Genomic DNA, 18,303 nt, shown 5'->3' with positions numbered 1-18,303 from the left:
TTCACCATATCTTCAAGGACTTGTTAAGGGTGTAATTATTATTGTTGCGGTTCTAATTCAGAAAAAGAATAGGAGGGGTAGTATGAAGTTAGGTTTTTAAGTGGCTGCCTAGGAAGCATCCCACTAGAAGAAAAGATAAAGTGGGCAAGTAAAATAGGGTTTGATACCATAGAAGTATCGTGTTGGCCATATAATAATACAAGAGATTATTCTGGAACTGACATCGATGTTGAAAATTTTAATGAGGAAAAAGCAAAAAGATTACAGGAAGTTTTAGCCGAAAATAATATGACAATCTCATCCCTTGCATATTATGATAATAATCTTCATGAAGATTTAACTATTCGAAATAATTATATAAATCATCTTAAAAGGTAATTGATGCAGCAAATCTTCTTGGTGTTGAGCTTGTTGGAACATTTACAGGTAGAAGTATGAATATTACAATCGAAGAAAATTTTAAAGAATTTGAAAGGGTTTTTTCTGAGATATTAAAATATGCAAGTTATAAAAATGTAAAGATTATGATAGAGAATTGCCCAATGCCTGGTTGGAATAAAGATGGATTTGCAGGAACTATTTCTTACTCACCGGAGCTTTGGGATAAAATGTTTGAAATTTTTCCTGAACTTGGTCTGAATTTTGACCCATCACATCTATTATGGTTAAATATAAATTATTTGTATGCATTAGAAAAATATAAAGACAAAATATTTCATATTCATGCCAAGGATGTAATTGTAAATAGAGAAGGCATTGAAAAATATTATGGAATCTATGGTAAACAAATCAATAAAAAAATGAATGGGATACAGGCTTATTCACATATAAGATGCCAGGTAAAGGCGAAATTGATTGGCACGCATTTTTGAAATAATTAAAAAATAGGATACAAAGGAGCTATCAGTATTGAACATGAAGACCCAGAGTATGAAGGAAGTCTAGATAAAATAAAGCAAGGTTTAATTTTAGGATACGAATTTTTATCAAAATTAATGGGGTGATTAATATGTCAATAAAGGTTGCTATAATAGGCTGTGGATCAATTGCCGAATTTAGACATGCACCCGAATACTATGAAAATCCTAATGTAGTAATTGCAGGATTTTACGATAAACATTATGAAAGGGCAGAAAAGCTTGCCAAAAAGTTTGGGGGTAAAGTATATTTAAATTTAGAAGAAATAATGAAGGATGAAACCATTAATGCAATTAGTGATTGCACTTCAAATGAAACTCATGTTCTGGTTTCAACTGAAGCTTTAAATCATGGTAAACATGTTTTATGTGAAAAACCAATAGCCACAACATTGGAGGATGCGGAAAAAATTTTAAATGCCGTTGAGAAATCTAATAAAATTTTTATGGTAGATTATAATCAAAGACTTGCAGATGCACATAAAAAGGCTAAGGAAATATTGAAAACAGGTGAATTAGGGAAGGTATTAACATTTTCCACTACCTTTGGTCATAAAGGACCTGAATATTGGAGTGCAACTAAAGGCAATTCTACATGGTTTTTCAAAAAGAATAGGTCCGTTCTTGGAGTTGCAGCTGATTTAGGTATTCATAAAATTGATCTTTTAAGATACATTCTTGATGATGAATTTGATGAAGTTTTTGCATTTGAGGCTGTTTTGGACAAAAAGATGAATTTAACAATCCGATAGAGGTATGTGATAATTTTATATGTCTTCTGAAGACAAAAAAGGAGTCTTAGGAACTGGAACTTTTAGTTGGACATATTATGGAGATGAAGACAATAATACTATTTTATATTGCCAAAAAGGTATTTTAAAAATATATGATAATCCAGAATTTCCAATAATTATTGATAAAGGCAAAGAAAAAGTTTATTATCGATTAGACTCAATTCAGACAAATGAAAATCAAACAAAAAGTGGAGTTATAGATGAATTTGTAAATTGTATAATAAAAGGAAGCAAGCCATTTGCAACAGTATATGATGGTGTAGCTGCATTAAAAGTAATTATAAAAGCCATGGAATCTGCTAGGACAGGCAATAAAATTAAAATTGTTTGAAATATAAAATTTTCAGGATAAGGAAACATTTTTTTAGTTTAAGTAACCTAAGTATTATATAAATTAAATGAAACAAAATATTTGGAAATATAATTATTTGCCAATATCCGGTTTGGATATTGGCATTAATATTAAAATGGTATATCCATGTCTTTTAGGGGCTTGTTTGGGTGTTCGGGGACGTTTGTTTCATCTAAAAAGTCTTCGATGTCTATGCCGCTTTTAGGTGAGTCGGGCCATAAAAGGGCATTGTTTGTTTTTTCTATTATTGGATAATCAAGTCCGTCGGGAGTGTAAATATCAAGCTCTTTATCGTCGATGTTTTGAAGATCTACATCCTTTTTCCTTGGGCAGGTCATTTTATCACCCTTTTTGATTTTGGAATAAAATAATGTAAAAATATAAAAATTTTTATATTATTTTGTGTGATTTTTGGGAAAAAATACAGAAAAAATAAGTAAAAAAACAAAAACAATGTGCTATAATAAAGTCGAGGTGGTAGCCGTGAGAGTAGATGATGTTGCAAAACTTTTACAGCTTTATATTATGCAAGGGACAGCGTCGACTAGCATTGAAGGGCAAATGCTCTTTCAAACAGTTTTAGAGAATATTTTAAAGTCAAGTTTAAATCAAGAGGGCGTAAAAACAAATGAAGATATGAATAAAAATACATCAAATGAAGATTTTGAAGGAGAAATAGAAGGTTTACAAAAGGGGATCTCGATTGAAGCGGCCATTAAAGAGGCCTCGAGAAAATTTGGGGTTGAGGAGGCCCTCATTAAGGCAGTTATTAAGCAGGAGTCAGGTTTTAATCCAAATGCCATATCAAGGGCAGGTGCAATAGGCCTTATGCAGCTAATGCCTAAGACGGCGGAATCCCTTGGGGTTAATCCCTTTGATCCTGTTGAGAATATTGAAGGCGGAGTTAAATATCTAAAGGGGCTTATAAATAGATTTAACGGCAATAAATATCTTGCCCTTGCTGCATATAACGGTGGAATTGGAAGGATGCAAAAAGAGGCGTAGATACAGTAGAAGAGATAAATAAAATGCCTGATGAGGCTGTAAATTATGTTAAGAAGGTTATGAAATATTACGAGAAATATAAATCTATTGAAGAAAGGGTTTAAGCCTTAAAGAGGGGGATGGAATATGGATGGTTTTGGTCTGGTCCTTGGAGGTGGAGGGGCCAAAGGGGCATATGAAATAGGTGTTTGGAAGGCCCTTAGGGAACTTGATGTCCCTATAAAGGCTGTCACAGGGACTTCTGTTGGTGCTCTAAATGGTGCCATAATAGTTCAAGGAGATTTTGATGTTGCTTATGAACTTTGGACTACGATAAGCATAGAAAATGTAATAAATGTTGAAAAGGAAATTGTGGTAGCTGGGGAAGGCAGTAGAAAGACTATACCTATTATAAATACCATAAAAAATTTAATAACCAACGGAGGACTTGATGTTTCCCCCTTAAGGAGATGCTAAATAAAGTAATAGATGAGGAAAAGATAAGAAAATCCCCAATAGACCTTGGAATAGTTACCTTCTCCCTTACGGATTTTAAACCCGTTGAGGTTTTTAAGGATGAAATTCCTGAGGGAAAGCTTGTTGATTATCTTCTTGCAAGTGCTTGTTTTCCAGCCTTTAAACCCCACGAGATAGACAATAAAAAGTTTATAGATGGTGGAATTTATGATAATATTCCTTTGAGCTTAATGTTAAAAAGGATATAAAAAACATAATAACTGTTGATATTTCAGGAGTTGGATTTGTCAAAAGGGTAAATAAAAGGGAATTAATATAATCGAGATAAAGAACTCTGAGGATCTTGGGGGACATTAGAATTCGATGGAGAAAGGTCAAAGGAAAATATTGAACTGGGTTATCTTGATACTTTAAGGGTGTTTGGAAAATTAAAAGGACACAAATACTACTTTATTCCAAACAAGGACTTTGAAGAGGGAAAGGAATTTATAAAAAGCCTTGACATAAATTATCTAAAAAGGATGTATGCCTTTTTAGGCCTTGATATAGGTGTTAGAAAAAGTGCAGCAAATAAAATTATTTTGGATAAGATTATAAGGACTATTCAGCAGTATTCAAATGGAAAACTTTCTTTAGAGGGAGTTTTTCCTGCGATGCTTGAAATAGCAGCAGAGCAGCTTGGAATAGAAAGAAAAAGGGTTTATACCCTAAAGGAACTATCCGAGAGAATATTAGAAGAATATAATAAAATTATAGAAAGCGAAAACTATAAAGAAAATATGCCATGGATAAATAGGCTTTTACTTGCAAGGACTCAACTTGAATTTGACAAGGAGCTTTTGAAAAATGCCTTTGATAAAAAATATTTAATATCCTATGATGCTAATATAGAAGAAAAGGATGAAAAGGTAAAAAGGATGAGAAGATTCATTGCTATGGCCTTTCCAAAGATTGCAATATCAAATATGCTAATTGCCCTATTGCTTGAGAGGGAGAATGTTCGAAGGGAAAAGGCGGTGGATTAGTTTGGCAGTTCCTTTGGAATTGCCTTTTTCTTTTTGAGGTTAAAATCATATTAATGAAAATGGTGGAGGAGATAGCATGAAAAGAGAAAGGCTTGATAAGATACTTTCAAATTTAGGATATGGAACAAGAAAAGAAGTTAAGATGATGGTAAAGGATGGACTTGTTGAAGTGAATGGAAAATTAGTAAAGGATAGCTCCATCCATGTGGACCCTCAAAAGGATGAAATTTTAGTTGATGGTGAAAAAGTATTTTACAGAGAATTTATATATCTTATGCTCAATAAGCCTAAAGGGGTAATTACGGCTACATACGATGATGTTGAAAAAACCGTCCTTGATCTTATAGACGATGAATACAAGGTGTTTTCCCCATCACCAGTTGGAAGGCTTGATAAGGATACTGAGGGGCTCTTGATTTTAACCAACGACGGTGAACTTAATCATTTTCTTTTATCCCCCAAAAGACACGTTCCAAAGAAATACTACGCAAAGGTTTTAGGAAGGGTAACTGAAGATGATGTTAAAAAGTTTAAAAAGGGGTAGTCCTTGACGATGGTTATAGGACTTTGCCTTCAGATCTTGAAATTTTAGTTTCAGGCGAAGTTTCTGAAATTGAGCTTGTTATATATGAAGGAAAGTATCATCAGGTAAAAAGGATGTTTGAGGCGGTTGGTAAAAAAGTTATATATTTAAAAAGAATAGAATTTGGCCCATTAAAGCTTGATGAAGATTTAGAATTAGGCGAGTATAGGGAGCTGACGGATGAGGAAGTTGAGCTCTTAAGGGAGGCTGTGAGGTCCAAGGAGTAGCTCTACTTTGTTGTCAATGATTTATGGGGAATGATATAATATTAAGGAATTTTGTTTTAGAGGTGGAAAAGATGCTGGATCTTAGCAAGTTAAATAAGGAACAATATGAGGCGGTAACTACAACAGAAGGCCCCTTTTGATTTTGGCAGGGGCAGGTTCTGGTAAAACAAGGGTTTTAACCTATAGGATAGCATATTTAATAGAAAGGGAGTTAGCCCTTATTCAATACTTGCCATAACATTTACAAATAAGGCTGCAGATGAGATGAAGGAAAGGGTAATGTCCCTTGTTGGGGATAAGGCCCAGCACATGTGGATTAGCACCTTCCATTCAGCCTGTGTAAGGATACTTAGAAACGATATAGAAAGATTAGGTTATGGCAAAAATTTTGTAATATACGATACATCTGACCAGGAAAAGATAATAAAACAGGTTTTAAAGGAGCTTAATCTTAGCGAAAAGGTATATCCTCCAAAGGAGATGCTAGGCAAAATAGGAAGCTTAAAGGATCAGTTAATTGATCCAAAAGAATATTTGAGGATGAGTAATGACTTTAGAAGCAAAAAATAGCTGAAATATATTCCTTATATCAAAGGAAACTTAAAATAAATAATGCCCTTGATTTTGATGATATTATTTTTAAGACAATTGAGCTTTTTAAAAATCACGAAGATGTTTTAAAACATTATCAAAAGAAGTTTAAATATATTCTTGTTGACGAGTATCAGGATACCAACAGGGCTCAGTATGAGCTTGTAAATCTTCTTGCAAAGGAGCACAGAAACCTTTGTGTTGTAGGAGATGATGATCAGTGCCTCATAGAAGGTCAAAGGGTTTCAACGGAAAATGGATTTGTAGAAATTGAAAATATAAAGGAAGGGGATAGGGTTCTTTCTGCTGCAGGTTTTGGGAAGACTACCTTTGGTATTGTAAATAAGATTATTAAAAGGAATATGAAGGAGTAGTTGTAAAGGTTAAAACAAAGGGCGGAAAAACAATTAAAGCAACTCCTAACCACATTACCTTTGCAAAGATAAACCCAAGTCAGGGAATTTACTATGTATATTTAATGTATAAAAAAGGAAAGGGCTATAGAATAGGTCAAACCCAAGGGGTTCGCTCAAGGGATGGAGAAATAGTAAATGGACTTATGGTAAGGATTAATCAGGAACATGCCGATAAGGTTTGGATACTTAGGATTTGTAAGGATAAAACGGAGGCTTCCTTCTTTGAGCAATACTTTTCAATAAAATATGGAATCCCAACAACAGTATTCAATACTATTGGAAGAAAAATAGCTATGACTCAAGAACAAGTCGATGAGCTTTATGAAAAAATAGATACACACGAAAGAGCAGCAAAGCTTATGGAGGAAAATTTTATATTTGAAGAATATCCTCATCATATTCCTAATGCTGTTATTAGGGAAACTCTGTAAGGAGGATTATAAACCTGACCTTCTTCTCTGAGTATAGGTTCTATAAAGAAGGTTATCATGGACACAGGATATCACTTAACACAACAGGAGATGATTTAAGAGAAAAATTTAAGGTGAAGGGATTCCCGGTAAGGAATGGCAAAAGAGAAACATGGAGAATAGAAACAGCACGAAAGGAATACGATGAAGCGGAGGATTATGTTAAGAGTATTCAAAAGGAGGATAGCTACTTTGAGGTCCTAAGAAGAGCAAGGCTTACAGAGAACGAAGCCTTTAGGTTTATGCCATTTGCCCACTTAAGGCCTACAATGTCAATTGCAGTAAGGGAAGGGAACAAAATTGTAGAGGACATAATAGAGGAAGTAGAATTTGAAGAATATAAAGGCTTTGTTTTTGATTTATCGGTGGAGCATTTAAGACAGTATGTATGTAGCGATGTAGTCGTTCATAACTCAATTTATGGATGGCGTGGGGCTGATATTAGAAACATCTTAGATTTTGAAAAGGACTTTCCTGAGGCTAAAGTTGTTAAATTAGAGCAAAACTATAGATGCACCAAGAGGATACTTGAAGCAGCAAACTATGTCATTGCAAACAATGAAAACAGAAAGGCGAAAAGGCTATGGACGCAGAATAAACTTGGGGATAATATAAAGTTTTTCAGGGCGGAAACAGATCAAGAAGAGGCAAAGTTTATAGCCTATGAGGTTGAAAAGCTCTTGAGGGACGGTTATTCCCATAGGGATTTTGCTGTTCTTTATAGAACCAACGCTATGTCACGTATTTTAGAAGAGGCCTTTGTAAGGCAGGGAATCCCCTATAGGGTTGTTGGTGCCTTTAAGTTCTACGACAGAAAGGAAATTAAGGATATCATTTCCTATTTAAAATTTATAAACAATCCACAGGATACCCTGAGCCTTGAAAGGATTATAAATACACCCAAAAGGGGCATTGGGGATGCTACTTTAGATAAAATAAGGCAGGCAGCAGAAAGGATGTCCATATCCTTCTTTGATGCCCTTAATAATTTAGCTTTAGTTGGAATATCAGGAAGGGCAGAGTCGGCAATAAGAAAGTTTACGTCCCTGATGAATTACTTTATAAGCATAAAAATCAAATTAAGGTTTCAGAACTTATAAACGAAATCCTTGAAAAAACAGGATATCTAGATGAGCTTCAAAGGGAGGGCTCCCCTGAGGCGGATGCAAGAATTGAAAACCTAAAGGAACTTTATTCATCTGCAGTTGAATTTGAACAAACTTCGGAGGAAAAAACCCTTGAGGCTTATCTTGAAAGGATATCCCTTGTATCAGACCAAGATACAATAGAAGGAAAAACATCAGTGACATTGATGACACTGCATGCAGCAAAGGGGCTTGAGTTTCCAGTTGTATTTATAGCCGGCATGGAGGATGGAATATTCCCTCATTTTTCAGCCCTTGAGGACGATGATGAAATGGAGGAAGAAAGAAGACTTTGCTATGTTGGAATTACAAGGGCAAAGGAAATATTGTATCTTACATGTGCAAAACAGAGGTTAATTTTTGGAAGGACATCCTTTAATCCGGTATCCTCCTTTATAGATGAAATTCCAGAGGACCTTTGGAGGATTTATCGAGAAAGACATCAAAGCCATCAAGGTTTATCTATGAAGACCTAAAGCCTAAGACTCAGCTTGCCTATACTGTTGATAGCAAAGTAAAAATTGAGGAGCCTAAAAAGAAAAATAATATTCAAGTTAAGCTTGGCGATAGGGTAAAGCATAAGATATTTGGAATTGGAATCGTGATTGCCATAAAGGATTCTAAAGGAGATCTTCAGGTTACAGTTAGCTTTGAAAAGGCAGGAGTTAAAACTTTACTTTTATCAACAGCACCCCTTGAGGTTGTTTAGGAGGGATAGGATGGAGGATATAAAAAGAGGATAGAAGAGCTTAGGGAGATTATAGAATATCACAACCATAAATACTATGTTGAGGATAATCCTGAAATAAGCGACTATGAATACGATATGCTGATGAGGGAACTTAAAAAGCTTGAGGAGGAATACCCTGAGTTTAAATCACCAAACTCCCCACCGAAAGGGTTGGGGAAAACCCCTTAAAGAATTCCAACAGGTTCAGCATGCTGTCCCAATGCTCTCTTTGCAGGATGTTTTTCCTTTGAAGAGTTAAAGGATTGGCACAATAGGGTAGTATCGACAGTTGGTGAGGTTGAATATGTGGTGGAATTAAAGATAGATGGACTTTCCGTTTCAATTCTTTATGAAAATGGAGAGCTTGTAAGGGCAGCAACAAGGGGAGATGGAAATATAGGAGAGGATGTTACTCAAAACGTAAAAACCATAAAATCTCTCCCTCTAAGGATCAAGGATAAGAACCTTTTAGAGGTTCGTGGTGAAGTTTATATGCCTAAAAAGAATTTGAAAGGCTAAATGAAGAGCGTGAAATATTAGAGCTGCCCCTATTTGCAAATCCGAGAAATGCAGCAGCAGGCTCCATAAGGCAGCTTGATCCCAAAATTACAGCAGAGAGAAAACTTGACATATTTATATTCAACATCCAAAGATATTCAGGACCTAAAATTGAAAAGCACAAGGACGGACTTGAATATCTAAAGGAGCTTGGGTTTAAGGTAAGCCCAGTAAGATATGTGTGCAAAGATATAGATGAAGTTATAGAAAAAATTCAACAATTAGGAGAGACAAGGGGAGATCTGCCCTACGATATAGATGGGGTTGTAGTAAAGGTTAATGAGCTTGATAAAAGGGACATATTAGGCCAAACGGCAAAAACCCCGAGATGGGCAGTTGCCTATAAATATCCAGCGGAAAAGAAAAAACAAAGTTAAAGGATATTATCCTTCAGGTTGGAAGGACCGGGGCTATAACTCCAACTGCAATTTTAGAGCCGGTTAGAATTGCAGGGACGACGGTTTCAAGGGCAACTTTACATAACGAAGACTATATTAGGGAAAAGGATATAAAAATCGGAGATACAGTAATTATCCAAAAGGCAGGGGAAATAATCCCTGAAGTTGTCGAGGTTGTTTTTGAAGAAAGGGATGGAAGCGAAGTTGCCTTTGAAATGCCAAAGAATTGCCCTGTATGCGGCGGTTTGGCTGTAAGGGAGGAAGGAGAGGCAGTTTTAAGATGCACCAATATGTCCTGCCCTGCCCAGATAAAAAGAAGCATAGTTCACTTTGCGTCAAGGGATGCCATGAATATAGAAGGATTAGGTCCACAGGTTGTAAATCTACTTTTAGATAATAACCTTATTAAGGATGCTGCTGACCTTTACTTTTTAAAGGAGGAGGACCTTGTAAATCTTCCAAGGTTTGGGAAAAAGTCTGCTGCAAAGCTAATTCAAGCCATTCAAAAAGCAAAGAAAATGATTTAGAAAGATTCCTATTTGGACTTGGAATAAGATATGTAGGTTTAAAATCTGCTAAAAATTTAACAAAGCATTTTAAAACCCTTGATAATATAATAAAGGCGGGCATTGAGGATTTAATGCAGGTTGAAGAAATAGGAGAAAAAATTGCAAGAAGCATTTTTGAATTTTTCAAGGAGGAGCATAACCTTGAGCTTATTGAAAAATTCAAACTTGCAGGAGTAAATATGGCTACACTAAAAGAAGGTTCTGCAGCACCTCAAATATTTGAAGGCAAAACGATAGTTGTTACTGGAACTTTAGAAAAATTTACAAGGGATGAAGTAGAATCATTAATTGAAAGGTTAGGTGGAAAGGTTTCGGGAAGCGTTTCTAAAAAACAAGCTTTGTTTTAGTTGGTGAAAGCCCTGGAAGCAAACTTAAAAAGGCACAGGAACTTAATATAAAGATTGTAAACGAGGCAGAATTTTTAGAAATGATAAAGGAGGCTGAAAATATTTAGAAAAATTCTATATTCTGCTATAATGAATAAAGATAAACTTAAAGGGAAAGGAAGGTTATTATGGCAGTAGATAAAAGTCAAGTTGACTATGTTGCTAAACTTGCAAGGCTTGAGTTTAGCGAAGAGGAAAAGGAAAAGTTCGTAGGGGATTTTAATAAGATTTTGCAGTTTGTTGAAAAGCTTAATGAAATTGATACAGAAAACGTTGAAATAAGCATATCATCATATCCTATGTTTAACGCCTTAAGGGAGGACGAGGTTAAGCCATCCTTGAGCCTTGATGAGGTTCTTTTAAATGCTCCAGATAAAGAAAATGGATACTTTAGGGTTCCTAAAGTTGTTGATTAGGAGGGATAAGGATGCATTACTTGTCAGCACATGAGGTTAGGGATCTTTTAAGAAAAAGGGAAGTTACAGCAGAAGAGGTTACAAGAAAAACATTAGAAAGAATAAATGAGGTTGATAATAAGGTTAACGCATACTTAGAAGTTTTTGAAGATGCAATAGAGGCCGCAAAGGAAATTGATAAAAAAATAGCACAAGGGGAAGATGTAAAGGACCTTGCAGGAATTCCAATGGCTATTAAGGATAACATCTGCATGAAGGGCAGAAAAACAACCTGTGCATCAAAGATACTGGAAAACTTCGTCTCACCATACGATGCAACTGTTGTAGAAAGGCTAAAGGATAATGGGGCAGTAATCGTTGGAAGACTTAATATGGATGAGTTTGCAATGGGCTCATCAACAGAAAATTCTGCCTTTAAAAAGACAAGAAATCCATACGATTTAGAAAGGGTGCCAGGGGGATCCTCAGGTGGTTCTGCAGCAGCAGTTGCAGCAGGCGAGGCATATTATACTTTAGGTTCTGATACAGGAGGTTCAATAAGGCAGCCGGCGTCACTTTGTGGTGTTGTTGGATTTAAGCCTACCTACGGAAGGGTTTCAAGATATGGACTTGTTGCCTTTGCATCATCCCTAGATCAGATAGGACCTTTACAAGGGATGTGGAGGATGCTGCTTTAGTCTTAAATGCAATATGTGGAAAGGATAACAGGGATTCAACCTCAGCAGATGTTAAGGTAGAGGATTTTACTACATATTTGAATAAATCCCTTAAGGGAGTTAAGGTTGGTCTTCCAAAGGAATACTTTGGAGAAGGCATAGATGATGGAGTTAAAAGGAAATAGAAAAGGCCATTGCCCTTTTAAAGGATTTAGGTGCTGAAATAAAGGAAATAAATCTTCCAATGTCCCAATATGCCCTTGCGGTTTACTATATTCTTTCAAGTTCAGAGGCTAGTTCAAATCTTGCAAGATTTGACGGCATAAGATATGGAGTTAGGGCAAAGGACTTTGAGGATGTCGTTGACCTTTATGTTAAATCAAGAAGCCAAGGCTTTGGAAGCGAAGTTAAAAGAAGAATTATGCTAGGAACCTATGCACTATCATCCGGATATTATGATGCATATTACAAAAAGCTCTAAAGGTTAAAACTTTAATAATCAATGAATTTAAGAAGGCCTTTGAGGATGTTAATTTAATAATATCTCCAACATCACCATCGGTTGCCTTCAAATTTGGAGAAAAGGCTGATGATCCACTAAAGATGTATTTATCAGATATCTGCACAGTTCCTGTTAATATTGCAGGACTTCCTGCAGTGTCCATCCCGGCAGGTTTATCAGACAACTTACCTGTAGGGCTTCAGATTATAGGAAATTACTTTAAAGAAGGGGAGATTATAAGCCTTGCTCATGGAATTGAAAAGGCTCTATCCCTTAACTTAAGGCCTAATCTATAGGAGGTGCTAATATGGATTTTGAAGCAGTTATCGGTCTTGAGATACATGCAGAGCTTTCAACAAAATCAAAGATATTCTGCTCCTGCACTACTGAATTCGGTGGAGAGGCAAATACCCATTGCTGTCCTGTTTGCCTTGGACTTCCTGGAGCATTACCGGTTTTAAATAAATCAGTTGTAGACTTTGCTATAAAGGCAGGTCTTGCATTAAACTGTAAAATAAATAAGGATACATATATGGCAAGAAAAAACTATTTTTATCCGGATGCACCAAAGAATTATCAGATTACTCAGCATGAAACTCCCCTCTGCAGTGAAGGATATATTGAAATTGAAACCGATGAAGGAGTAAAAAGGATTGGAATTCAAAGAATACATATTGAAGAGGACGCAGGAAAGGCCCTTCATGAGGGGGAAAATTCACTTATAGATTTTAATAGATCCGGTGTGCCATTAATTGAGATAGTTACAAAGCCGGATATGAGAAGTCCAAAAGAGGCAAGGATGTTCTTTGAAAAGTTAAGATCAATCCTTTTATACACAGAAGTTTCCGACTGCAAGATGCAGGAAGGTTCATTAAGGTGTGATGCCAACGTCTCAGTAAGGCCAAAGGGTTCAACCGAGTTTGGAGTAAAAACAGAGATAAAGAACATGAACTCCTTTAAAGCCCTTGAAAAGGCCCTTGAGTATGAAATTGAAAGACAGATAAATGCAATTAAAAAGGGAGAAAGAATAGTTCAGGAAACTAGAAGATGGGATGAGGCAAAGGGTCAGACTATAGTTATGAGAAGCAAAGAAGAGGCTCATGATTATAGATATTTCCCTGAACCTGATATGGTTTATTTAAAGCTTGATGATGAATGGATTGAAGATATTAAAAGAACTATGCCAGAGCTTCCAGATGAAAAGAAAAGAAGATATATCGAAGAATTTGGCCTTCCAGAATATGATGCAAATATAATTACAACTTCAAAGGAACTTGCAGCCTTCTTTGAAGAAGCTGTAAATATCGGAGGAAATCCAAAGACAATAAGCAACTGGATTATGGGTGAAGTTTTAAGAATACTTAACGACAGGGAAATGGAAATTAGGGATGTAAAATTTACTGCAAAGGACCTTGTAAAATTGATTTCCCTAGTTGAAAAGGGAACAATATCAAATACAATTGCAAAAAGGTATTTGTAGATATGTTTGAAACAGGAAAGGATCCTGAAAAAATTGTCGAAGAAAAAGGACTTGTTCAAATTACAGATGAAGCTGCAATAAGGGAAATAGTTAATAAAGTTCTCGACGAAAATCCACAATCTGTGACAGATTTTAAAAACGGAAAGACAAAGGCGGTTGGATTTATAGTAGGTCAAGTTATGAAGGCCTCAAAAGGTAAGGCAAATCCTCAGATGGTTAATAAATTAGTAGAAGAAGAGCTTTTAAAAGATAACGCATGCTAACTAGCATGCGTTTTATTTTTGGATAAATACCTTCAAAATAAAAACTATTCAAAAAATTATTAAAATTAATAAAAAATATTATTCAATATAAAAAATATTATGAAAAAGAATTTTAAATTTGTTTTATAAATAACAATTTATAAATATAAATAAAAACATTAGTTTATTAGTAGATACTTGCATAAAAATTCTTTTCATGAAACAATAACACATATTTTAATTCAAAAATTTTATCTTGAATTAAAATTTTATTTGAATTATAATTTATTTCGTAGTTTAAATTATTTTTAAATTTTTTAAAAAACTGAAGGCAATATCAGAATGTATTCGAAAATCCAATAAATAACGAAAAATCGAGAGAAATATATTAAAAATTTAACGAAAATTAAATTTTTTCAATTTGTTAAAAAATTTAAAACAAATTAAAATAAAGTTAACAAACGCAAAAAAGAGGGGAGAGATCGTATGCTAAATTACATCATCAAAAGACTCGTGGCCAGTATTGTAACTCTTTGGGTAATAGCAACAGCAACATTTTTCTTAATGCATGCTATCCCTGGAGGTCCATTTGATAGCGAAAAGCCGCTTCCACCTCAGATTAAGGCAAATCTTGAGGAAAAGTTTGGGCTAAACAAGCCTATTTCTGAGCAATATATGATGTATATGAAAAATCTTTTAAAGGGAGATCTTGGACCATCATTAAAGTATGAAGGAAGAACAGTAAATGATATTATTGCTTATTCCTTCCCAACATCAGCTAAACTTGGACTTGTAACTGTTATTGTTTCACTCATATTTGGAACTTATCTTGGAGTTACAGCAGCTCTAAATCAAGGAAAATGGCAGGATCAGCTTGTTATGGTTATTGCAACATTAGGAGTTACTGTTCCAAGCTTTGTTATGGCAACATTTTTAATTTTAGTTTTTGCTGTTAAGCTTCAAATTCTTCCAGCTGTAGGCTTTGAAGGACCAGCAAACTATGTAATGCCAGTTTTAGCTCTTGGCGGATACTCATTATCATTTATAGCGAGATTAACTAGGTCAAGCCTTCTTGATGTTATAAGACAGGACTATATAAGAACAGCAAAGGCAAAGGGATTATCAAGAAATGTCGTTATTTACAAGCATGCATTAAGAAACGCACTTATTCCAATAGTTACTTATTTAGGACCTTTAATGGCAGGTATTTTAACAGGAAGTTTCGTTATAGAAAAGGTATTTGGTATACCAGGTCTTGGTAGAGAGTTCGTTACAGGAATATACAACAGAGATTATTCTATGATAATGGGTCTTACAGTATTCGACAGCTTCTTGCTTATAGCATTTAACTTTATAGTTGACTTATTATATGCAGTAATAGACCCAAGAATTAAGCTAGAAGCGTAAGGAGGAGACGATATGGAATATACAAACCTTCAGTTAACAAAGGATATGTTTGAAAAGGTTCCAAAGGAAGAAAGAAATATCAATGAAATTGTAAGGCCAAGCGAAACCTATTGGCAGGACGTTTGGAGAAGATTAAAGAAGAATAAGCTTGCTATGGGGGGACTTTTCTTCGTAATATTTATAACTTTGGTTGCAATAGTAGGACCATATTTATCACCATATAACTATTATTCACAGGACTTTTCAATTGCAAACCAAGGCCCAAGTTCAGCCCACTGGTTTGGAACTGACCCATTTGGAAGAGATATATTCACAAGAATTTTATACGTGCCAGAATTTCACTTGTAGTTGGTTACGCTGCAAGTATATTAAACCTTACAATTGGTATTTTATACGGTGGTATTTCGGGCTACTTTGGCGGTAGAGTTGACAATATAATGATGAGAATTGTTGACACACTTTATGCGATACCAATGCTTCTTTACGTAATTCTTATAATGGTTGTTATAGGTGCAGGATTAAAGAGTATAATTTTCGCCTTAGCGATTGCATATTGGCTATCAATGGCAAGAATAGTTAGAGCTCAGGTTCTTTCATTAAAGCAACAGGAATTTGTTCTTGCTGCAAAGACTTTAGGTGCACCACACATGAGGATTATATTAAGACACCTTATTCCAAACAGTATGGGACCAATTATAGTAACACTTACATTATCGGTTCCATCAGCGATATTTACAGAAGCATTCTTGAGCTTTATAGGACTTGGAGTTTCAGCTCCGATGGCTTCTTGGGGAGTTTTAGCATCTGAAGCAATGGAAACATTGTATATATATCCATATCAGATGTTATTCCCAGCCCTTGCAATATCATTGACGATACTTGCATTTAACTTCCTTGGAGATGGATTAAGAGATGCGCTAGATCCAAAGATGCGTAAGTAGGAGGGACACTATGGAAAGATTATTAGATATAAAGAACTTAAAAACATCATTCTTTACACATGTTGGAGAAGTAAAGGCAGTAAGAGGCGTATCCTTTCACCTCGATAAAGGAGAAGCCCTTGGTATAGTTGGAGAGTCAGGTAGTGGTAAAAGCATAACGATGATGTCAGTTATGAGACTTTTAGCTGACAATGGGAAAATAGTTGATGGAGAAATCTGGTTTGATGGTAGAGACCTTGCTAGCCTTTCAGAAAACGAAATGCAAAAATTAGAGGTAATGAAATAGGAATGATTTTCCAAGATCCTATGACTTCTTTAAACCCAGTATTAACAGTTGGCGATCAGCTAACAGAGCCTCTTTTAAAGCATAAGAAGATGCCTAAGGAAGAGGCATACAAAAGGGCAGTTGAGATGTTAAGGCTAGTAGGAATTCCTAGCCCAGAAAAGAGAATTAAGCAGTATCCTCATGAATTTTCAGGCGGTATGAGACAAAGAGTTATGATAGCAATGGCCCTTATAAATGAGCCAAAGCTTCTAATTGCCGACGAGCCAACAACAGCCCTTGACGTTACTATCCAAGCTCAGATTTTAGAGCTTATGAAGGATTTAAAGCCAAAGATCAATACTTCAATAATTCTAATAACCCACGACCTTGGAGTTGTTGCTGACGTATGTAATAGAATAAATGTTATGTATGGTGGCCTTATAGTGGAAACAGGAAAAACTTCAGATATATTCTATAATCCAAAGCATCCATATACTTGGGGACTTTTAAGGAGCGTTCCAAATCCAAAGACCCTTGTAAAGGAAAGGCTAAAGCCAATCGATGGACAGCCACCAGACCTTTTAAAACCACCAGCAGGATGTCCATTTGCTCCAAGATGTGAGTATGCCATGAGGGTATGTATGACTCATATGCCTCCACTCTTTGAAGTTGGAGAAAATCACAAGGCAGCATGCTGGCTAAACCATCCTGATGCGCCAAAAGTTGAAGCACCAGTTGGAAGGAGGCATGAATGATGGAAAATAAAAAGGCACTTATTAGCATAAAAAATCTTAAAATGTATTTCCCTATAAAGAAGGGACTCTTTGGAAGACAAGTAAGCTATGTTAAGGCAGTGGATGATGTTTCCTTCGAAATCATGAAGGGAGAAACATTAGGTCTTGTTGGAGAGTCTGGATGCGGGAAAACAACAACAGGAAGAACAATAATAAAATTATACGAACCAACTTCCGGTGAAATAATATATGATGGGGTAGATATTGCAAAGTTTACTCCAAATCAAATGCTTCCTTATAGAAAGAAGATGCAGATGATATTCCAAGACCCATATGCATCATTAAACCCAAGAATGACGGTTGCTGACATAATAGGCGAAGCAATAGACATCCATAAGCTCATGACTGGTAAAGAAAGAATGGAAAGAATTCATTATCTTTTAAACGTCGTTGGATTAAACAGCGAACATGCAAACAGATACCCACATGAGTTCTCAGGTGGTCAAAGACAGAGAATTGGTATTGCAAGAGCCCTTGCAGTTCAACCTGAGTTTATAATATGTGACGAGCCTATATCAGCCCTTGACGTTTCAATTCAAGCTCAGGTTGTAAATATGCTTGAGGACCTACAAAGAGATTTTGGATTAACTTACCTATTTATAGCCCACGACCTTTCAATGGTTAAGCATATTTCCAATAGAGTTGGGGTTATGTATCTTGGTAAGATGGTTGAGCTTGCAGAGAGCAATGAGCTTTATACAAAACCGCTTCATCCATATACACAGGCACTACTTTCTGCAATACCAATACCAGACCCAGATGAGGCTATGTCAAAAAAGAGAATAGTTCTAGAAGGAGAAATACCATCACCAATCGATCCACCTCCTGGATGCAGATTCAAAGGAAGATGTAAATACGCAAAACCTATTTGCTCAGAGCAGGACCCAGTTTTTAAGGATGTTGGTGGAGGACATATGGTTGCTTGTCACTTATATTAATGTCAATATCCGGCCTTAGTGCCGGATAAATATACATAAA

The 18,303-nt window shown here is 35.6% G+C and carries 15 protein-coding genes and 7 pseudogenes; 21 read left to right on the top strand and 1 reads right to left on the bottom strand.

The genetic code is table 11. From position 1 onward, the window contains the following. Positions 1-434: 434 nt before the first annotated feature. From PWK10_RS11965 to PWK10_RS11955, 3 genes are all read left to right on the top strand, one after another. Positions 435-872, top strand: a complete 438-nt coding sequence (locus PWK10_RS11965; RefSeq protein ID WP_274766190.1) for a sugar phosphate isomerase/epimerase family protein — start codon at positions 435-437, stop codon at positions 870-872. A gap of 137 nt (positions 873-1,009) precedes the next feature. Continuing rightward, positions 1,010-1,669, top strand: coding sequence for a Gfo/Idh/MocA family protein (locus tag PWK10_RS11960; protein ID WP_274766189.1), 660 nt, complete (start codon positions 1,010-1,012; stop codon positions 1,667-1,669). A 19-nt stretch (positions 1,670-1,688) separates the two neighbouring features. Continuing rightward, positions 1,689-2,042, top strand: a complete 354-nt coding sequence (locus PWK10_RS11955; RefSeq protein WP_274766188.1) for a hypothetical protein — start codon at positions 1,689-1,691, stop codon at positions 2,040-2,042. Positions 2,043-2,173: 131 nt separating this feature from the next. Here PWK10_RS11955 and PWK10_RS11950 read toward each other — a convergent pair whose 3' ends face one another. Further along, positions 2,174-2,401, bottom strand: a complete 228-nt coding sequence (locus PWK10_RS11950; protein ID WP_274766187.1) for a hypothetical protein — start codon at positions 2,399-2,401, stop codon at positions 2,174-2,176. Positions 2,402-2,546: 145 nt separating this feature from the next. Here PWK10_RS11950 and PWK10_RS11945 point away from each other — a divergent pair, with 145 nt between their 5' ends. From PWK10_RS11945 to PWK10_RS11835, 18 genes and pseudogenes are all read left to right on the top strand, one after another. Further along, a complete protein-coding gene (locus tag PWK10_RS11945) occupies positions 2,547-3,068 on the top strand; it encodes a lytic transglycosylase domain-containing protein (protein WP_274766186.1) in 522 nt (173 codons plus the stop codon). Positions 3,069-3,194: 126 nt separating this feature from the next. Then, positions 3,195-3,524, top strand: coding sequence for a patatin-like phospholipase family protein (locus tag PWK10_RS11940; RefSeq protein WP_274766185.1), 330 nt, complete (start codon positions 3,195-3,197; stop codon positions 3,522-3,524). Continuing rightward, the gene (locus tag PWK10_RS11935; protein WP_274766184.1) at positions 3,518-3,772 is read left to right on the top strand and encodes a patatin-like phospholipase family protein; all 255 of its coding nucleotides are present in this window, start codon (positions 3,518-3,520) and stop codon (positions 3,770-3,772) included. The genes PWK10_RS11940 and PWK10_RS11935 overlap by 7 nt, the downstream gene beginning before the upstream one ends. Before the next feature lie 168 nt (positions 3,773-3,940). Next, the gene (locus tag PWK10_RS11930; RefSeq protein WP_274766183.1) at positions 3,941-4,549 is read left to right on the top strand and encodes a hypothetical protein; all 609 of its coding nucleotides are present in this window, start codon (positions 3,941-3,943) and stop codon (positions 4,547-4,549) included. 76 nt (positions 4,550-4,625) lie between these two features. Further along, positions 4,626-5,359 (top strand): annotated as a pseudogene (locus PWK10_RS11925) (pseudouridine synthase). 74 nt (positions 5,360-5,433) lie between these two features. Then, positions 5,434-6,312, top strand: a pseudogene (locus tag PWK10_RS11920) (ATP-dependent helicase); the annotation flags it as partial. 116 nt (positions 6,313-6,428) lie between these two features. After that, on the top strand, positions 6,429-6,797 hold the full coding sequence (locus PWK10_RS11915; protein WP_274766182.1) for a hypothetical protein: 369 nt from the start codon (positions 6,429-6,431) through the stop codon (positions 6,795-6,797). Between the two features lie 113 nt (positions 6,798-6,910). Beyond that, a complete protein-coding gene (locus tag PWK10_RS11910) occupies positions 6,911-7,936 on the top strand; it encodes a 3'-5' exonuclease (protein WP_274766181.1) in 1,026 nt (341 codons plus the stop codon). Continuing rightward, positions 7,843-8,457: a 3'-5' exonuclease gene (locus tag PWK10_RS11905; protein ID WP_342455783.1), complete on the top strand. Its 615-nt coding sequence runs from the start codon at positions 7,843-7,845 to the stop codon at positions 8,455-8,457. The genes PWK10_RS11910 and PWK10_RS11905 overlap by 94 nt, the downstream gene beginning before the upstream one ends. Further along, positions 8,400-8,690, top strand: a complete 291-nt coding sequence (locus PWK10_RS11900; protein ID WP_274766180.1) for a hypothetical protein — start codon at positions 8,400-8,402, stop codon at positions 8,688-8,690. Before PWK10_RS11905 ends, PWK10_RS11900 begins: the two co-directional genes overlap by 58 nt. 30 nt (positions 8,691-8,720) lie before the next feature. Continuing rightward, positions 8,721-10,690 (top strand): annotated as a pseudogene (gene ligA / locus PWK10_RS19935) (NAD-dependent DNA ligase LigA). Between the two features lie 60 nt (positions 10,691-10,750). Then, positions 10,751-11,038, top strand: a complete 288-nt coding sequence (gatC, locus tag PWK10_RS11865) for an Asp-tRNA(Asn)/Glu-tRNA(Gln) amidotransferase subunit GatC (protein WP_008909121.1) — start codon at positions 10,751-10,753, stop codon at positions 11,036-11,038. A gap of 5 nt (positions 11,039-11,043) precedes the next feature. Beyond that, positions 11,044-12,492, top strand: a pseudogene (gene gatA, locus PWK10_RS11860) (Asp-tRNA(Asn)/Glu-tRNA(Gln) amidotransferase subunit GatA). An 11-nt stretch (positions 12,493-12,503) separates the two neighbouring features. Then, a pseudogene (gene gatB, locus PWK10_RS11855) lies at positions 12,504-13,939 on the top strand (Asp-tRNA(Asn)/Glu-tRNA(Gln) amidotransferase subunit GatB). Positions 13,940-14,404: 465 nt separating this feature from the next. Next, positions 14,405-15,325 (top strand): ABC transporter permease, encoded by a 921-nt coding sequence (locus PWK10_RS11850; RefSeq protein WP_274766178.1) that lies wholly within the window; start codon positions 14,405-14,407, stop codon positions 15,323-15,325. A 12-nt stretch (positions 15,326-15,337) separates the two neighbouring features. After that, positions 15,338-16,266: pseudogene (locus PWK10_RS11845) on the top strand (ABC transporter permease). A gap of 10 nt (positions 16,267-16,276) precedes the next feature. After that, a pseudogene (locus tag PWK10_RS11840) lies at positions 16,277-17,286 on the top strand (ABC transporter ATP-binding protein). Beyond that, positions 17,286-18,263: an ABC transporter ATP-binding protein gene (locus PWK10_RS11835; protein ID WP_040306437.1), complete on the top strand. Its 978-nt coding sequence runs from the start codon at positions 17,286-17,288 to the stop codon at positions 18,261-18,263. The pseudogene PWK10_RS11840 and the gene PWK10_RS11835 overlap by 1 nt, the downstream one beginning before the upstream one ends. Positions 18,264-18,303: the final 40 nt, after the last annotated feature.

Origin of the sequence: Caloramator sp. Dgby_cultured_2, assembly GCF_028872215.1 — a bacterium.
GTDB classification, from domain to species: Bacteria; Bacillota; Clostridia; order Clostridiales; family Caloramatoraceae; genus Caloramator; species Caloramator australicus.
Note: the sequence above shows the minus strand (reverse complement) of the source record. Positions and strands in the feature narration are given on the sequence as shown.